17 protein-coding genes are annotated in these 15105 nt (G+C 65.8%); all 17 read right to left on the bottom strand.

Annotated features, from left to right (window positions below; genetic code table 11):
• The 17 genes from ACSFA2_RS03750 to ACSFA2_RS03670 all read right to left on the bottom strand — a co-directional run bounded on the left by ACSFA2_RS03750 (window position 1) and on the right by ACSFA2_RS03670 (window position 15092).
• Window positions 1–1380, bottom strand: coding sequence for a hypothetical protein (locus ACSFA2_RS03750; RefSeq protein ID WP_435453952.1), 1380 nt, complete (start codon window positions 1378–1380; stop codon window positions 1–3).
• Window positions 1380–2099 (bottom strand): hypothetical protein, encoded by a 720-nt coding sequence (locus tag ACSFA2_RS03745; protein WP_435453951.1) that lies wholly within the window; start codon window positions 2097–2099, stop codon window positions 1380–1382. The genes ACSFA2_RS03750 and ACSFA2_RS03745 overlap by 1 nt, the downstream gene beginning before the upstream one ends.
• An 11-nt stretch (window positions 2100–2110) precedes the next feature.
• Window positions 2111–2935, bottom strand: a complete 825-nt coding sequence (locus ACSFA2_RS03740) for a hypothetical protein (RefSeq protein ID WP_435453950.1) — start codon at window positions 2933–2935, stop codon at window positions 2111–2113.
• A gap of 10 nt (window positions 2936–2945) precedes the next feature.
• Window positions 2946–3245 (bottom strand): hypothetical protein, encoded by a 300-nt coding sequence (locus tag ACSFA2_RS03735; RefSeq protein ID WP_435453949.1) that lies wholly within the window; start codon window positions 3243–3245, stop codon window positions 2946–2948.
• Complete coding sequence (locus tag ACSFA2_RS03730) at window positions 3242–3706, bottom strand: GNAT family N-acetyltransferase (protein WP_435453948.1); 465 nt, start codon at window positions 3704–3706, stop codon at window positions 3242–3244. Before ACSFA2_RS03730 ends, ACSFA2_RS03735 begins: the two co-directional genes overlap by 4 nt.
• On the bottom strand, window positions 3703–5124 hold the full coding sequence (locus ACSFA2_RS03725) for a hypothetical protein (RefSeq protein WP_435453947.1): 1422 nt from the start codon (window positions 5122–5124) through the stop codon (window positions 3703–3705). The genes ACSFA2_RS03730 and ACSFA2_RS03725 overlap by 4 nt, the downstream gene beginning before the upstream one ends.
• Window positions 5121–5795, bottom strand: a complete 675-nt coding sequence (locus tag ACSFA2_RS03720) for a hypothetical protein (RefSeq protein WP_435453946.1) — start codon at window positions 5793–5795, stop codon at window positions 5121–5123. Before ACSFA2_RS03720 ends, ACSFA2_RS03725 begins: the two co-directional genes overlap by 4 nt.
• Before the next feature lie 4 nt (window positions 5796–5799).
• On the bottom strand, window positions 5800–6114 hold the full coding sequence (locus ACSFA2_RS03715; protein ID WP_435453945.1) for a hypothetical protein: 315 nt from the start codon (window positions 6112–6114) through the stop codon (window positions 5800–5802).
• Window positions 6115–6138: 24 nt separating this feature from the next.
• Window positions 6139–6777, bottom strand: coding sequence for a hypothetical protein (locus ACSFA2_RS03710; RefSeq protein ID WP_435453944.1), 639 nt, complete (start codon window positions 6775–6777; stop codon window positions 6139–6141).
• A gap of 141 nt (window positions 6778–6918) precedes the next feature.
• Window positions 6919–7971: a phage major capsid protein gene (locus ACSFA2_RS03705; protein WP_435453943.1), complete on the bottom strand. Its 1053-nt coding sequence runs from the start codon at window positions 7969–7971 to the stop codon at window positions 6919–6921.
• Window positions 7972–8129: 158 nt separating this feature from the next.
• Complete coding sequence (locus tag ACSFA2_RS03700; protein ID WP_435453942.1) at window positions 8130–9242, bottom strand: hypothetical protein; 1113 nt, start codon at window positions 9240–9242, stop codon at window positions 8130–8132.
• Window positions 9243–9246: 4 nt separating this feature from the next.
• On the bottom strand, window positions 9247–11367 hold the full coding sequence (locus ACSFA2_RS03695; protein WP_435453941.1) for a hypothetical protein: 2121 nt from the start codon (window positions 11365–11367) through the stop codon (window positions 9247–9249).
• A gap of 1 nt (window position 11368) precedes the next feature.
• Window positions 11369–11956, bottom strand: coding sequence for a hypothetical protein (locus tag ACSFA2_RS03690; RefSeq protein ID WP_435453940.1), 588 nt, complete (start codon window positions 11954–11956; stop codon window positions 11369–11371).
• Between the two features lie 94 nt (window positions 11957–12050).
• The gene (locus ACSFA2_RS03685) at window positions 12051–12542 is read right to left on the bottom strand and encodes a hypothetical protein (RefSeq protein WP_435453939.1); all 492 of its coding nucleotides are present in this window, start codon (window positions 12540–12542) and stop codon (window positions 12051–12053) included.
• 38 nt (window positions 12543–12580) lie between these two features.
• Window positions 12581–14005 carry a hypothetical protein gene (locus tag ACSFA2_RS03680; RefSeq protein ID WP_435453938.1) on the bottom strand — a complete coding sequence of 475 codons (1425 nt, stop codon included), beginning with the start codon at window positions 14003–14005 and terminating at the stop codon, window positions 12581–12583.
• On the bottom strand, window positions 14005–14574 hold the full coding sequence (locus ACSFA2_RS03675) for a helix-turn-helix domain-containing protein (RefSeq protein ID WP_435453937.1): 570 nt from the start codon (window positions 14572–14574) through the stop codon (window positions 14005–14007). The genes ACSFA2_RS03680 and ACSFA2_RS03675 overlap by 1 nt, the downstream gene beginning before the upstream one ends.
• Entirely contained in the window at window positions 14553–15092 is a 540-nt protein-coding gene (locus tag ACSFA2_RS03670) for a hypothetical protein (protein ID WP_435453936.1), read from the bottom strand. Before ACSFA2_RS03670 ends, ACSFA2_RS03675 begins: the two co-directional genes overlap by 22 nt.
• Between the last annotated feature and the right edge of the window lie 13 nt (window positions 15093–15105).

Here is a 15105-nt window from a genome sequence, read left to right as displayed (position 1 = left end):
CTACTCCTTGCCCAGATACGTGAAGCCGCCGGGCGCTGCCGCTGGAGCGGTGCCGCCACCGCTGCGTGGCGAGATCTTCGGTACGTTGTAGCCCGAGGCCTTGTAGAACTCTTCGGCGTCTTCGACGATGGCGCGGTAGTTCTGGACGAACTGGCGCAGCTTCTTCGCCGAGGTCTTCTGGTCGTCCGTGTGCGTCGGGATGAAGGGCGCGAGGCGCGGAAACTCAGCGGCCGTCACCGCGGCGCCCGAGCGGTCGTGCAGCACCAAGCTACCCAGGTCGGAGATGGCTGCGCGCGTGTCCACTCCAGCCGGGTCCACACGGCTCAGGATGGCGTTCGGCAGGTAGCCCTTGACGCCGGTTGCTTCCGTGTCGCCCTTGACGTCGCCAAAGCTCTTGCCCTGGACCAACTCGAGAGCCTTCTCAGCGCGGCGCAGGTTCGTCTGGTTGTCCAGGTAGCCCTTGGCGGCGCTGGCCGGCAGCGGCTTGCCCGTCTGCGAGTTCGGATCTTTCGGTCCGCCGGGGATCGGCTCAAGGCGCGCTTCACCATCCTCGCCGGTGGTGTAGCGGTAGCCGATCGGCACTTTGCCGCCGGGCCCGCTGCGGCCGGTTGCGGTGACGGCTCGGCGCTGATCTGCCAATGCGCTCGAGGCTCCCGCCGCGGCATAGCTTTGTGCGGCGTTAGCCTTCTGCGCACCCGCCTGCGCGCCGCGCAGCGCGATGGTCGACCCCGCCAGAGGGTTGGCCGTGTCGAGCGTGCCCGCGAAATTGTCGAGCACTGCGCCGGTCGTGTCGGCATTGAAAAGTGGCTTACCCTGCGCGGCCGCCATTGCGCGGCCAAAGTTCGTGGCCGGTGCCTTGCCGTCGATCACCGCCTGCGCGCCGTCGACCTGCTGGTAGATCTTCGCGGCGTTCGCCAGATCATCCGCCTTGTTGTCCTTCACGTTGGTGAGGACGGGCAGCATCTGGCGCAGTGCCGCGCCGATCTTGGTCTGCTGCTCGGGCGACAGCGCAACGCTCGGCGGCGGGCCAGCATCCAGATTCGACAGGTCGGGGACCTCCAAGGCCGACGGCCGGCCCGTGCGGGTGAATGCACGAGCGGCGCGCACCTGCGGCACGGTCACGCCCGCCTGGAGGGCGGCTTGCTCTTCGGCGAGGTCCGGCCGCCCTTCGATGATCCGCGTCTCTGCGGTGTCTTGGGCGGCCTTGGCCTCGTTGGCGCGCTGTACCGACAAAGCCTGTGCCAGCTTCGACTGCAGGGTTGCGCCCTCACCGTACCCCTGGTCGAAGGCTTGGCCGCCCATCGAAAACGCTTGCGCGCCCCGCTGCACGCCGGACCCGAGGCCCGCGAGGATGCCTGCGCTGATTCGAGAGGTTGGCATTATCGGAAGGCTCCGAAGCCGACGGCGGGGTAGCCGCGGGCAAGTTGAGCGCCACCGGTGGCGCCGACGGTGGAGGTGCCGACAGCAGGCCCACCCCAGGCGATCTGTCCGCCGCCAGCGCCGCCTGCGGCGCCGGCACCAGAGGCCAAATAGCCGCCAGCCAGCGATGAGGCGATGGAGCCGAGTTGGCCATATGCCGGCGCCTCGATGCTGTCGGCGTCCATGCTGTTGGCGCGCGCCAGATTGGCGTTCGATCCCTGGATGTTGGACAGCCGGTTCGCGAGATTCGCGGTGCTCATGCGGTCGTTCGTCTGGATCTGGCCGGGCGCCCGAATCTTGGCGAGTTCTCGGCTCAGCGCCGTGAGGCGCGTACCTTCAGAAATCGCGCGGTCTGCCTTTGCGGTGAGGAAATCGCTCGACACATTGCCGGCGTCGCCAGCCGTCGCGACAGTCGCGCCGCCCGCACCTTCAAGATCTTGCTTCGACCGCGTCGCAGCAGCCTCCTCGGCTGCCGCAAGTTCTGCAGCGCGCGATTCTGGAGTGAAGCGCGTGCCCTCGCCCTGAATCAGGTCCACCGCCTTCTTGGTCGACTGCTCGGTGTTCTCCATCTGGCGGTTCAGCGTCTGCCGCCGCTCATTGGCCTGCTGCTGTTGTGCAGACACCGTCGCCGCGGTGCCGCCAGCCGCGAGGGCGAGTGCTGCAATTTCGTAGCCGCTCATGTGGTACTCCTTCAGCTCGCAGAGAGCGAACCGCTCGACGCCTTCGTGCGGACGGTCGAGTTGCCGGGGGTGAGCGTGTTCCACCAATCGGTGCCGACCGCCTTGCCCTGGCGGTACTGGCTTTGTGCACTCAGCAGCCCAGCATTCGCGAACAGGTCGCCAATGCTGGTGCCCTGCGCTTCCGCCGCGGCGCGTTCGCTGTTGTTCGACAGCTGATTGGCCGCAGAGGAAAGGATGCTCCCCTGATCCATGCCGCTGTCGATGCCCTGCAGCAGGTTCAGGCGGGTGGTTTCGTCGCTCGTGCGCAGGCCGGTCGCTGCGGCATCAGCCTTGGCGCCCAAGTCAAGGACACCGGCGTCGTAGGTGCGGCCGAGCATGGCGTTCTGGTTCACATCCTCGCTGCCGCCGTTCAAGCCCTTGGCGAACAGCTCGAAGCGCAGGTCGCGTGCGGCCTTCTCACGGGATTCGTCGAGCCCACGCTTGCCGGCAGTGAAAGCGTTCTCGCGCACTGCGCCGTAGAGCTTTTCGCGCTCGGCCTTCCGGCCAAGGATCGATTCGTTCTCGGCAAGTGCTGCGTCGTAGCCGGCCTGGTCGAAAGAGGACGTGCCGCCGTTGCGCGTCTGAACAAAGTTGGAGGTCTCCACCGGATCGTCGCCGCCTGTGGCCCCGCTGAACTCCATCATCAGCGGGATCGTGCTCGTGAAAGCGTTGCGATCGACCTCGGCCGGCGCGCCCTCGCCGAATGCCGCATTCAGTCGCTGACGCGCTTTCGTCTTCTGGTCCTCCACAGCCTGTTGCCGTGCCTCGTACCCGTTGTCGCCGCCGCCACCACCCATGATGTTCCCCTTACGCGCCAGGCGTGATGTAGACGTTGCCGGCAGTCGCGCTGTTGAACGACAGTTTGTCGGCCGGGAGCAGCCCGAAGATGCGATACGTGTTCTTCGCCACCATGAACTGGTCGGTGCCATCGCTGGTGGCGTTTGCGGTTGCGCTCTTGCGGAAGAAGCAGTCGACATCCGCGGTTACCACAGCCGTGTCGTAGCCGATGGCATTGGTCGTCACTGCGGCTGCCCCGCCGCCGGCGAGCGCCACCTTTACCGAGGTGCCGGGGCTTGCGACAGCCAGGGTGTATTCAACGTTGTTCATGCCTTTTCCTTCTTGACGATTGCATAGAGCAGGATGTCCTCGCCGCCCTTCGCGCCACCGCGCTTGATCCCTTCCAACTCGAAGCCCAGTGCCTCAGCGAACCCCGCAGCGCGTACCCACGTCGACAGCACCGTGCACTCGATTCGCCGCGTCGCCTTGAGCGCGTTGCCACGGACTGTGCGGGAGAAGCGAAGAAGTTTTTTCCACGATTGCGGAGCCATGGCCGGCGTCGCCACGAGCCAGGCGTTCAGCGTCCAGGGGTTGAGCTTCAGCAGCCCGAACATGGCGACCGGCCTGCCGTCCTGGTACAGCGCCCAGGCCGCACCGTCGGTCTGCCAGCGGTTCACCGCGAATACCTCCGCGTCGCACGCGCCGACGATCGCCTCGATGCATCCACGGTCCTCCAATCGCATCCCACTCGCGACCAGCACCGCGTCGGCGAGCGTGAGCTGCTGAATCATTGGGGGCCGAGCAGGTGGAAGTACAACGACAGCGCGTCCAGCTCGAAAGCCTCGTCGCGCATGTGCCGGAACACCGGCGCGATTGCCGGCGCCATCACGTCGATCGGCTGCATGTCGCCGGGCCGGGTGTCGCCTGTGATGGTCTGCGGGATGCTTTCCTTCGAGAGGTCCCGGGGGTCATACTTCAGCGAGAAATCCACGCTGCCCACGGCGACCAGGTCTGCGCCCCACACCTGTTTGTTGATGCCGGGGGACTTCGCATCTTGGAAGGCCATCTGCACTTCGACCGGCACGAGCTGCTCGCCGTCCGTGAACTGGGTCGCGGACACCTCATACAGGACATCAGTGGACCGGACGTAGATCACGCCGTCGAGGGTCGACAACGCGGTGATCCGCACCGGGAAGGTGTACTCGCTCCAGCAAGCGATCTTCGAGCTCTTCGAATAGGTGTAGGCCCAGACCTTGGAGTACGTCCCCATGTCCATGACCAGCCAGTACTGGCCGACCTGGTGAATCCAAACGCCGAAGGGCTCGTAGGGATCAGGTAGCGCGCGGCTCGCGGCCACGTCGGGCACCACCAGCTTGTCAACCGGCACGCCCACGTCGTTGTCGTCGATGCGGTTGGTCTGTGCCTGCACCGTCATCGTGCGCAGCCCGAAGGGCGACAGGAACATCAGGTCGTTCGAGAACGGCGACAGCGACAGCGGCGCCTGCGTGCCGACGCCTGAGATGCGCTTGGACAGCACGTTCGCCGCAGGGTCGACTGCGACGTTCCAGATCTGCGCCTGCTCCGAGAAGAACACGACCAGCGATTCTTGGAAGGTGCCCACCGCCGTCGTGGCCGATTTCGTGTCCGACTGCAGGCCGGCCGGAAGGAAGCCGGCGTCGCTGGCCGTCGACCAATCACGGGGGTTGCCGGCCTTGCAGTAGCGCACGTTCTCGCCGCCGATCGCGAAGATGCGGCTGGCGGCCTTCGTCACCGAATTGGTCTGAGGACAGTTGACGTCAATCACCGGCGTGGTCGGGTTGGTGTCCACGTAGTGGTGCCAGGTCACCTTGTTGGCGTACCGGGTCACGACGTAGGGGTAGCCGGCGAAGAGGTCGGCGTACAACACGCGATCGAGCGCAGTGCCGCCGGCTGCTGCCGGCTTGTCCAGCTCGATCTTGTCGCAGAGGGTCGGCGGAGTGAACACCGCGCCGCGATCGACGAACACCTTCAGGCGCCCGCTGATCGCCTCGAGGCCAGAGGAGCCCGTGAGTCCCGTGGCGATGGGCTTGAGCGCCGGCCGCTTGGCGATGCGCTTGCCGAGGGTGATGTAGGCATTGCGCAGCACCCAGAGCTTGTTCGCGTCCTGCACGCTCACCGGCAGCCGGCGATCCAGGCCGCCGCCGAAATCTGAATAGGTGATCGCGCTCATGGGAAGACGTCACGCCCCACGACCTGCGGACGCTGCAGCGGCGCATCGGCCGTGCATCGCGTGTAGACGCCGTTCGAGCCGAAGCTGTAGCCGCGGATCGTCGCGAGCAAAGTGTCGAGCTGGCCTTGATAGGCCGATGCATCAGGTTGACGATAGTGCGCCTTCGCGAACGTCGTGGCGTGCAGGAGCACCATGCTGTCGTCGATGCTGCAGCGGTCGTTGTCCTCCGTGAAGCGGGCCAGGTCGCGGATGCGCCAGATGCGCAGCTTGTAGACGGCGTTTGCCTTGGGCCACAGCGAAATCTGCTCGTAGCGTTCGTAGCGCTGCGGGTAGCTCAGCGTGTCCATGGTGTTCCAGGCGTCCGTCGGGATGCCCTCGCGAAGTTCCGACCACAGTCCGCCATTGAGCAGTTCGATCTTGAGGATGCGACGGTGCCGCGAGCAGCTCACGGGGAAATCGATCAGGTTCTGCTCGGCGCCGACGTCGACCTCGTCGTAGAACTTGAGGTTGTTCCAGTTCTGCAGGTGGTAGAGCATGTTCTGCCCCTCGTACAAGAACGAGTCGATCAGCACCTGGTTGGCGCCGCCGGACGCGCCCTGCCCACCGAAGCCCAGGCGGGCAAGGACGACGCGGCGCAGTTCGCCGAGGGTTCGGTAGACGGGAGCGGGCATGGGCTCAGCCTTGCGCTTCGGAGGCCATCAGGGCCGTCTCTTCGACGACCAGCTTCTCGCGCTCGGCAACGGGCAGCTTCTTGAACGCCGATTTGCTCATCGCTTTGCGCTTCAGCAGCGAGTCGATGACGGCCTTCTCGTCCGGGGCGTGGCCGTCTTCATCGCCAACGGGATTCGCCTCGACGAAGTCGGCCCAAGGCACGTTTTCGTCTTCGGTCACGACGGTCACGGGGAACTGAGCCGCAAACGCCGCGGCCTCGTCGCGCGTGCACTCTTTCGGGATGTGCGTCGCGGTGTCCTTCTCGATGATGATCTGCATGGCGTGCTCCTTGGGGGTTGAGAATCAGATCTCGATGCCTTCGGTCTTGGCCAACTCGGCCAGGCCCGCAACGTCGAGCGCGAGGAAGGCCTTGCGGCGTTCCAAGATGGCCGGCCTCTCGGCCTCTGGCGTGTCCTTGGCGACATCGACGACATAGCCCGTGCCGACGATCAGCTGGCGCAGTTGCGCGATCGGCAGATCCTTGAGGGACGGCTTGCCCAACATCGTCGCGAGGCGGCCTTCGCGCGCGCGGCCGTAGATGCGCTCGACGACGAGCTTGTCCTCGTCGACGCACTTTCCGTAGGCGGCGGCCAGCCGCGACCATTCCTCAGCCGGGTTGCCCAGGAAGACGAAGCCGATGCCCGCGCCTTCGCTCGGCCGGGTGAGGTCGTCCTGCTTCTTGTTGTGCTGCAGCAGGTTCATGTCCTGCCGCGGCTTCCATTCCTTGTCGAGGAACCCGACGGGATCTTCGATGACGGTGACGGCACCGCCCTCCCCGTCTTCGGCACCGCCACCGTGGATCTCCTGGAAGATCGGCAGCTCGTGCTCGTAGATCACCTTCGGTGTCTTGATGGTCATGCCCTGGTCGATCGTGACCAGGATGCGGCGGGAGAGCATGCCGGCTGCGGCAGTGCGGGGACGTTCAGCGGTTGCGGTGGCCATGGAGATCCTCTGTTTTGGGTTCGGCGGTTCAAAAAAGACCGAGGCACGCGCCCCGGCCGTAAAGGCCCCGACACCGCCAGCGCCGGGAATCCAAGGAGAAACAGGCTGGCGCCGCCGGGGTAAGCAGCGGCGCCAGGTTCATCACGCGACGGCCAGAACGGCGTTGGCGTTGGAGCGGTTCATCGTGAGAGCACCGCGCCAGGTGATGCCCCAGTAGTACTCGTAGCGGTCATAGGCGCGCGGCGGCTTGCGCGTGACCATGTCCTGACCCTCGATCGGGCGCAGCTTGATCGTGTCGGTGTTCAGGAAGTACGCGCGCTTTTCCCACGGCGTGGCCGGGCCGAAACGTGCGTCCAGTTCCGCGAACTCCGGCGACCAGACCAGCGGCACACCATGGAAGCTCAGCGTCTCGGTGCCGGCGTCAACCGTCTTGCCGAACGCGCCGCCAGTGAAGTCGATGCGGCCGAAGCTGTTGAGCAGGAAGTTGCGGTAGCCGTCCAGGAACTGCGAACCCACCAGGATCAGGTTGGGCGTGCCGCCGTTGCGACGAGCCGCGCGCCACGCGATCTCCATCTGGTTCAGGATCGTGCCGGTGCCGGTCGTGGTCGTCAGGCCGGTGGCGACGTTGTTGCGCCAGTAGCCGTTCGTCGAACGATCGATGCCGCCCACCGTGCCCGTGGTCGGGGTCAGCGAGATCAAGCCGTCCAGACCCGTGATGGCATCGGGGTTCTGCGTGCCGTCCAGGTGCAGCTGATAGCTCATCTGTTCCTGGAAGCCCAGGCGCAGCACTTCCATCTGCTCTTCGAACAGGTTGGTCAGCTGGATCTTCTCGGCCTGGGTGGCGTTGGTCGGGCCCTTGTCGTCGGTGATGACGATGCCGTTCTGGATCAGGCGGTCTTCATCGAGGGCCAGGCCGTCATGGGCCGAGCGCCACGGGTAGTTCGCCTGTTGGTTGGTGACCCGACGGTTGTAGGTGACCGTCTGGTTGCCGTTGAACCATTGGAAGTTCGACGAGTAGCCGGTGCGCAGCTGCTCGACGATGAACTGCTTGGCGCCGGGGGCCGTCTTCTTCTTGGCCATGAGGGCCTTGAGGAGCGGGCGCTCGACGGCGACCTGGTCGATGGGCTTGGCTGCGAGGTAGTAGTCCAGGCCGATCTTGCCGGCGTCCTGGATTTCCTGTGCGGAAAAAGGCATGGTGATTCTCCAAATGCAAACGTTGATAGATCTCTTCACTTGCCGACGACGAACTCGGCACACGTCACGTTTGCGTGCGGCGAACCACGCTTACGACCGAACTGCGATTTGCCGGATGGCCCAGCGGGATGCGACCCCGCCTCTACGCGCCCCTTGGATCAGGGGCGGGCTTCTCCGAACATCGCTTGGAACATGTCCGTGGGCTTGGCGGTCGGGTTGTTCGCACCGCCAGCCCGCAGGGTTCCCGCTGAATTGCCGCGCGCCGGGGCGCCCATGCTCTTCATCAGGGTGTATTGACGTTGGAATGCCTCGGCCCACTTGGCCGGCGGCAAGTCCGCGAAAAGCTCGTGCACACGCGGCAGCAGCGCTGCCTCGATGCGTGCGAAATCGAGGTCGCTGCTCTTGAGGTCGGCACACAGGCGGTCGACAGCGACGATTGCCTGCTGCCGGGCCCGCTCGTGCTGCTGCTCTTGCTGCTGCGTCTGCTCCTGCTCGCGTTGGGCTTGGTGGCTGCGCTGAGCGCGCTGCTGCTGAAGCGCACGCTCGGTGCGGCCACGCGCCATCTCGGCAGCGTCCTCAGGGCTGATCTGCAGGTTGTCGACCTTCTCTTTCAGGTCGGGCATGGTCGACAGCGCATCAATGCCCTCGATGTGCTTGCCGCTGAGCAATGCGACCTGGCGCATCTGGTCCTTGAAGCCGTCGATGACGGTCTGCCAGTCGCCGCGGTTCATGGCGCCGATCAGGCCCGTGGCCATCTCGAACTGCTCGCGGGTGATGCCGTGCTCTTTGAACGTGGTGCCGATGTAATCGGTCTGAGCGCGGAGGCTTTCGACTTCGGCGGTCACTTCCTTGTTCACGTTCGCCAGCGCACGGAAACGCTCCTGCGCCTTGGGTGCCAGGCCTTCGGGCATGGCCGTCAGGTCTTCGGACTTCGGCTTCGCGGCGGCATCGGGCTCGGCCGGCTTCTTCGCGTCCGCCACCGGCGCAGCCTTGGGGTCGACCACCGGCTCGGGCTTCTTCCCGTCGACGCTGGCCGAGATGGCCTCGAGCAACGACTTCGGCGCGTTCGGGTCGACCGCGGGCGCAGGTGCGGCGGCCGGGTCAGCGGCAGGCGCGTCCGCAGCGGGGGCATCGGCCGGCGCCGCGGCGTCGGTCGCCTCGGGCGCAGGGGCTGGCGCCGGCGCGCTGTCGACGACCGGATCGGCGCCCGTGCCATCGACACCAGGCTCGGGATCGCGGTACGGGCGGGAGAGAAGGCGGCGGATTTTCATGGTCTTATTGCAGGGTCGGCCCTGCTGCAGTGGCGGTTGGGTCGAGCTCTTGCGGCTCTTGGGATGGAAGGGCGGCCGGCTGCTGCTGGCCGGCGGCATCCTGGTTTTCGAGCGCCTGGAGCGCGATGGCGAATGCCTGGCCTGAGGTCAGCGGGTCGGCGGACGTGGCGATCTGTGCGGCAACCTGGTAGATGCCCTTCTGCGCCTCGTCCTTCAATTCCTTGTTCTGCTGCGTGAGCGCCTGCAGCTGCGCCTTCATCTGCACGTTCTCGCGCTGCAGGTTCTCCGGGTCCATCGGATCCTTCGACTGCTTGGGCAGGAACTCGTCGATGTCCAGGCGCTCGTCGAAGCGGCGCAGCGTCTCGCGCGTGAGTTCAATGACCGACTGCGCCAGCGGCTCGTTGCCCTTCTCGCGCAGCTCGGCCACGGTGGTGACGGCTTCCTTGATGACCGGCAGCAGCTTGGTCCAGCGGTCTTGCTCCTGCAGCCGGTCCGGCTTGCCGGTCGACCCGCCGCGCACCTCGATGGCGACCAGGTTGAAGATCTGATCGATGGAGAGCTGGGGCCACGACGCATCCATGCCGGCGATGGCCTGCACTTCCTGCAGCGTCATCTTCCGCAGCATCACCTCGAGTGCGTAGGGGCCGGCCTCGTTCAGGACGTCTTCCATGATGTCCTGCCGCTCAGCGCTGCGCCCGCGCAGGCCCTGGCTGACGATCTCGGCCTCGGTGGCCGTCTTCGCCTTCATGACGGTGCCGCGCGCCGCATCGCCGCCACCAAGGGTCTGCTCGATGTCGGCTCGGATCGCCGACGTGTCGTAGTTCGCCGGGTTCAGTTGGACTTGCTGCACTGCCTCGAAGTCGTCGCGGATCGGCTTGCCCGGGATGCCCTTGACGGTGACCGTCTGGCCGCGCTTCCGATTCACCAACTTCTTGACGTCGGAATCCGTGAGGTTTCCGCCCTCGCGCACCACGTTGTACGGCAGCGCATCCTCGCGGTCGCGCACGAAGTCTTCGCGAGTCTGGTTGTAGTCGTCGACAAGCTGCTCGGTCAGTTCGATGTCCGACAGCGGGTAGAAGCTGCCGTCGATCTCGTTGAAGGCGCCACCGAAGAACGGATACCAGCGCTTGCCGGTCCAGTCGGGGGACTGCGATTCCTTGCAGAAGCCCTCTTCGCCAGCGCACACGTAGTGGACGCGGTTGGCCTCCTGGTCCCACACCTCATAGACGCACAGCAGCGAGCCGTCGTCATTGGTGCTGTCGTTCGGGCCGGCGATGGTCGTTGCCGACGGCAGGCCGCGATTCTGCGCGGCGGTGCTGGCGTCCATGGTGCTGAAGCGCGTGGCCTTCTCCGGCACGTAGCCGAATGCCGCCTTGAACTTGGCGCGCGTCATCCAGATCCGCTGTGCCAGCGCCGAGGCGTCGCAGTAGTCGGTGATGGTGGCCACGCTCGGGTCGAGGACGATCAGGTCCTCGGCCTTGACGAAGTCGAGGACCAGGCCGCGGGAGATGACGATCTCCTGCTGCACCTCCAGGCCCTTGATCGCATCGGCGAGCTGCGCAAGGATCAATTCCTGTTCCTGGCGCAATTCGGGGTCTTCGAGCTCGTCGCGCAGCTGGCGCACCCGCTCGATGTTGTCCTGCGTGTCCTGCAGGCGCGCCACGACGATCGGGTCCGTCTGCACCTGTTCCTGCCAGGTGAGCTTCCACCACCCGATGGAAGTGGCGTAGGCCGAGCGCAGCATCTTCTTTGCCTTGACCTTGACCTTGCAGTCCTTCACCAGGACGCGGCTGACCATGATCTCAGCCGTCAGGGCGAACTTCTTGGCAGCGTCCATCTGCTCGGGCGACACGCTGGGCAGCGGCCGGCAGGAGAAGTCCGGATCCTTCGCATAGACCTGCGGCAGCATGGCCGCCATGTTCGCGAAGTGCAGATTCGTGCGCACGCGCTGCGTGAGCGTCTCCTGATCTTCGGCATCAGGGTTGCGGCCGGCGAGCAGGCGCCGGTTCCGCTTGAATGTCTTGTGCGCCCGCTTGACCTCTGGGCGATCGAGAGCCGCGCCGATCCGCTTCAGCCACTCCTTCGAGAAGGCTTTGTCTTCGGCGGAAACTTCGCGCGGCTCCATCTCAGCCCATCATTTCGACGTTCACCGTGCCGCTGGTGAAGGCGGTGACTACGGTGCGCATGTAGCGCGCGAGCTTGACTTCGCACACCATGCCGGCGTCGGGGTTCACGATGGTGGTCTTGGCCGGCGCGGCGCCCGAACCGGCGGTGTTCGTGCCCACGGCCGGGGAAACCACGGGCGCCGTCGCCGAGCCGCTCGCATTGGTGCCTGCCGCGAAGTCGGCGTAGCTGTCGTAGGCCTCGATGTCGAGCGTGCCGACCAGCGTGCCGGCGATGTTCAGTGCATTGCTGTGCTTCGCCATGTTCGGGGTCACGTCGCAGATGACGGCGACGCGCGCCGTGCCGCCGAAGGCGCCGTTGCCGACCGAGCCGACGAGCTGTGCGGTCGTGGCGGTCAGCATCTTCAGCGTGAATTCGCCGTTGGCGGCGGTGTTGCCGGTGATGCCCGAGATAGCGATGCGGTCGCCGTCCTTCAGCCCGCTGGTCGCGCCCAGGGTGATGACGATGGGGGTCGCGTTGGTCGCGGCGCTGATCGTGATGCCCGCAGCTGCAGCAGTTGCGCGGCCGAGGGTGGTGCATTTGATGGTCATGTGTTGCTCCTGTGGCGCTTAACGGTTGCCAGCGGGTAGAGGACGCCACTACCAGACGGGTGCAGAGCGAAGGGCAGCACCGCCCCGGGGGAAATCAGCGGTTCGCCGTTCGATAGGCGTCCGGGTTCACGGCGTCGCCGAAGCCGGCAGCGCGCAGAAGGGCGAGGTCTTGCTTGAAGGCGTGGTTGTCGCCGCGCAGCGCCTGGTTCAAGCGCTCCATGCCGCCGACGGCGGACAGGCGGGCGGCTGCCATCGCACCCTGCGCTTCGATGCGCGCCTGGTCCTTGATGGCGGAAATCGTGGTGTCGAGGCCTGAGCACGCCAAATCGTCGGCTTGGTCGCGCGTCTCGGCGAACACGGCGATGGCGTCACCGCCGACGGTGCAGCCGCCCATCTGCGTGGCGACGTTGCGGCCGTGGAGCCAGCCGGCGACGGTGTAAACCCACTGGGTGGGCGCGTCATCGCGCAGCTGCGAGTATTCGAAGATGACTGCGGGCTCGTCGAGCTGGGCCAATTCCTCCAGGCTCAGTTCGCGGCGCTGGCTGAGGTTCGGGACGTGATCGACAGTGGCATGGCTCGATTGCATGCCGACGATTGAATGCGCGCGCGGTGGAAGTTTTTTCCCTATCCGTTCGCCATGACCCAGTCCAGCGTCCAGGGCTTCGGGCCCTTCGCGACCGGCGCCTTCACGTTCGACAGCGGGCGGGACATGCAGGCGTAGCGGCTGTCGTCGGCCGCGTGATCCTCGCCGGCCGTGTCGATGTCTTCGATCCGATGCTTGTCATGCTGGCATGCCGGTACGGTGCGCTTCCAGTGCAGGCAGTCGTTCGTGACGTACAGCAGCGGCCGATCGCCCTCCCCGTTGATCCGGGCGCGCATCTGACTCCAGCCGACGACGCGTGAGTTGTCCGCGGGCCGGAACCTTGGCCCTGCACCATCCCGCACGCCCATCATGCGTTCGATGAACGACGGGCCGCCGTCCTCCTTCCACATCGAAGGATCGGCAACGCTGGCCTGCTCGTCGATCGTCTCGCCCTTCTCGCGGTCGAGGATGCCGCGGGCCACCACTTCGACGTCCAGCTTCAGCCCGACGTTGGCCTCGCCCGGCTTGCAGCCATACCACTCCCGGTAGCGAACGATGGCGCCACGCGGCAGCAGCCGTTCCGATCCGTCCTTGAACTCGGCCCAGTGGTCATCGGTGGCGATGGCCCACCAACCCACGGAGAACGGCTTGGCGCTACCCCAGTCCATCGACCGAAATCGCGTCCACTCCGCCGGCGGGCGCCAGGGCGGCAGGTAGATCGTGGGCGTGATGTTGTCGAAGAAGGCCCCGGCGACGATGTCCCAATTGCCTTCCAGCCACGCCTTGCGCAGCGCCTCGTTCCCGCCGGTGGCGGCCAGAAGCCGCGATCGATAGCCCGGGTCGGCCGTCGTCAGAATCTTGTTATCCGACAGTTTCGACGGAACGAACATGCGCGTGAAGCTCGTCTCCGGGTCGCGATAGGCGGTGCGCGGCGCGGCGATGCTGACGTACCGCCCCTTCACCCAGACGTGCCCAATGCCGCCAGGGTTGCCAGTCGCGCGCATGGTGCACGGCACGCCGCGCGGGCTGCGCAGCGTCGAAAGCATCTTCAGCAGGCCATCCGGCGATGCGTACTCGGTCACTTCGTCGAAGCTGATCCCGGTGTACTGGTGCCCGTGGTACTTGCCATAGTCCTTCTCGTTCTCGATGAAGCGCATCTTCACCGACGCGCCGGAGGGCCAGTACCAGCAGTTCGAGAACGGATAGCCCGCGCTCGGCTGCGTCTTGAAGACGGCCCCCTCACCCGGGAATATCTCGGTGGCACGCGCCTGCAGTTCCTCGAGCTCGGGATAGGTCTTGCGGAACATGATGCCGCGCCAGGCGTCGCCGTAGCGCAGCGCTCCGTCCTCCTGGTAGCCGCACTGGAAGTCGGACTTGCCCCCGCCGCGCTCACCGCCGAAGAAGATCTCATCGCACCAATCCGCCTCCAAGGCAGCGAGCTGCGGGCCTTTCTGCGGAACCCACATCAGGAGAGCCCGTGCTGCAACAGCCACTCCTCGCGGCTGATTTGAGGGCGCACCGGGGGCGGCACCTCCGGCTCCTGCTGCTCGTTGATCTTGGCGATCTTCTCCTTGTTCGCTGCGAGCAGGTTCACCGCGATGCTGCTGGAGTCGTTGGCAAGGCGCGTCATCAGCGCCACGCCCTTCATCGCCTCGACGCTCTTAACGCCCAACGGATCCGCATCGTCGACCTTTGCCACCTCGGAATTCGCCAGCGCATTCAGGCGGTGCGCTGTCTTCGCCCCATAGAACGCAGCGCTCGCCAAGTCCTGGCTGATGGCCATCAAACGGTCTGCGAGTCTTTGCGCGTTTATCTGCGCGGAAATCGGCAAGGATTTAAGCGCAGCCTCCGTCTCTACGATCATGCCGGCCACCTTCTGCACGGTCGGGAGCTTCTCAAGCTTGGCGAAGTACTGGCGCAGGGTTGCCTCGCTGATGCCGTACTCGCGGGCGAGAGCACGCTGAGCCTCACCATCGATCAGCCGGCGGCCAACGTCGGCCCACTGGTCCTCGGTCAGCTTTGACTTTCGGCCCATTGCGGCTCCACGGTGATCATGAATTTCTTCTCCTGCTCCAGGTACTTCGCCGGGCAGAACCGGGCGTAGAGCTGCAGCACCATGCGCGCGTCGGTGTCCTTCGGATCGCCGCCTTCGGCCCAGGCGAGCACCGCCTTCGGGTGACGGCCACATACTCGGGCGACCTGGTGCATCGACACGCCGGCGGCCATGAGGTCGCGGAGGATGCGGAACCAGTCGCGCTTCTGCTTTTGCATCGACATGCGACGGCCTTTCCACCCGGGATCTGGTGCCTGATCCTGGACGGGCTCGAACATGCCATCGGCGATTCGCCGGAGCTTGCCGGCCTCGATCATTCGCGTGACGTGCTCGCCGACCACATCGCTGGTCAGGCCCGTGATCTCCGTGAGGGTCGGGAGGCTGACGGCGCGGTTGCCGCTGGCCAGGTCGATGATGGTCTGCCAGATCAGCGGCCCGTTCAGGATGCGCGCGGGCGGCTGGTCAAACATTTCGACGGTGCTGGTGTCGGTGTCGATCATGGTCGGCCGGCGC

Origin of the sequence: Variovorax cryoconiti (assembly GCF_051216395.1) — a bacterium.
Lineage (GTDB): Bacteria > Pseudomonadota > Gammaproteobacteria > Burkholderiales > Burkholderiaceae_C > Variovorax.
The sequence above is the reverse complement of the archived record's forward strand: the minus strand, read 5'-3'. Positions and strand labels throughout refer to the sequence as shown.

Excerpts from the sequence above, each read along its gene's own strand:
- ACSFA2_RS03750 (WP_435453952.1), bottom strand. The coding sequence starts at position 1,380 with ATGCCAACCTCTCGAATCAGCGCAGGCATCCTCGCGGGCCTCGGGTCC.
- ACSFA2_RS03745 (WP_435453951.1), bottom strand. The coding sequence starts at position 2,099 with ATGAGCGGCTACGAAATTGCAGCACTCGCCCTCGCGGCTGGCGGCACC.
- ACSFA2_RS03740 (WP_435453950.1), bottom strand. The coding sequence starts at position 2,935 with ATGGGTGGTGGCGGCGGCGACAACGGGTACGAGGCACGGCAACAGGCT.
- ACSFA2_RS03735 (WP_435453949.1), bottom strand. The coding sequence starts at position 3,245 with ATGAACAACGTTGAATACACCCTGGCTGTCGCAAGCCCCGGCACCTCG.
- ACSFA2_RS03730 (WP_435453948.1), bottom strand. The coding sequence starts at position 3,706 with ATGATTCAGCAGCTCACGCTCGCCGACGCGGTGCTGGTCGCGAGTGGG.
- ACSFA2_RS03725 (WP_435453947.1), bottom strand. The coding sequence starts at position 5,124 with ATGAGCGCGATCACCTATTCAGATTTCGGCGGCGGCCTGGATCGCCGG.
- ACSFA2_RS03720 (WP_435453946.1), bottom strand. The coding sequence starts at position 5,795 with ATGCCCGCTCCCGTCTACCGAACCCTCGGCGAACTGCGCCGCGTCGTC.
- ACSFA2_RS03715 (WP_435453945.1), bottom strand. The coding sequence starts at position 6,114 with ATGCAGATCATCATCGAGAAGGACACCGCGACGCACATCCCGAAAGAG.
- ACSFA2_RS03710 (WP_435453944.1), bottom strand. The coding sequence starts at position 6,777 with ATGGCCACCGCAACCGCTGAACGTCCCCGCACTGCCGCAGCCGGCATG.
- ACSFA2_RS03705 (WP_435453943.1), bottom strand. The coding sequence starts at position 7,971 with ATGCCTTTTTCCGCACAGGAAATCCAGGACGCCGGCAAGATCGGCCTG.
- ACSFA2_RS03700 (WP_435453942.1), bottom strand. The coding sequence starts at position 9,242 with ATGAAAATCCGCCGCCTTCTCTCCCGCCCGTACCGCGATCCCGAGCCT.
- ACSFA2_RS03695 (WP_435453941.1), bottom strand. The coding sequence starts at position 11,367 with ATGGAGCCGCGCGAAGTTTCCGCCGAAGACAAAGCCTTCTCGAAGGAG.
- ACSFA2_RS03690 (WP_435453940.1), bottom strand. The coding sequence starts at position 11,956 with ATGACCATCAAATGCACCACCCTCGGCCGCGCAACTGCTGCAGCTGCG.
- ACSFA2_RS03685 (WP_435453939.1), bottom strand. The coding sequence starts at position 12,542 with ATGCAATCGAGCCATGCCACTGTCGATCACGTCCCGAACCTCAGCCAG.
- ACSFA2_RS03680 (WP_435453938.1), bottom strand. The coding sequence starts at position 14,005 with ATGTGGGTTCCGCAGAAAGGCCCGCAGCTCGCTGCCTTGGAGGCGGAT.
- ACSFA2_RS03675 (WP_435453937.1), bottom strand. The coding sequence starts at position 14,574 with ATGGGCCGAAAGTCAAAGCTGACCGAGGACCAGTGGGCCGACGTTGGC.
- ACSFA2_RS03670 (WP_435453936.1), bottom strand. The coding sequence starts at position 15,092 with ATGATCGACACCGACACCAGCACCGTCGAAATGTTTGACCAGCCGCCC.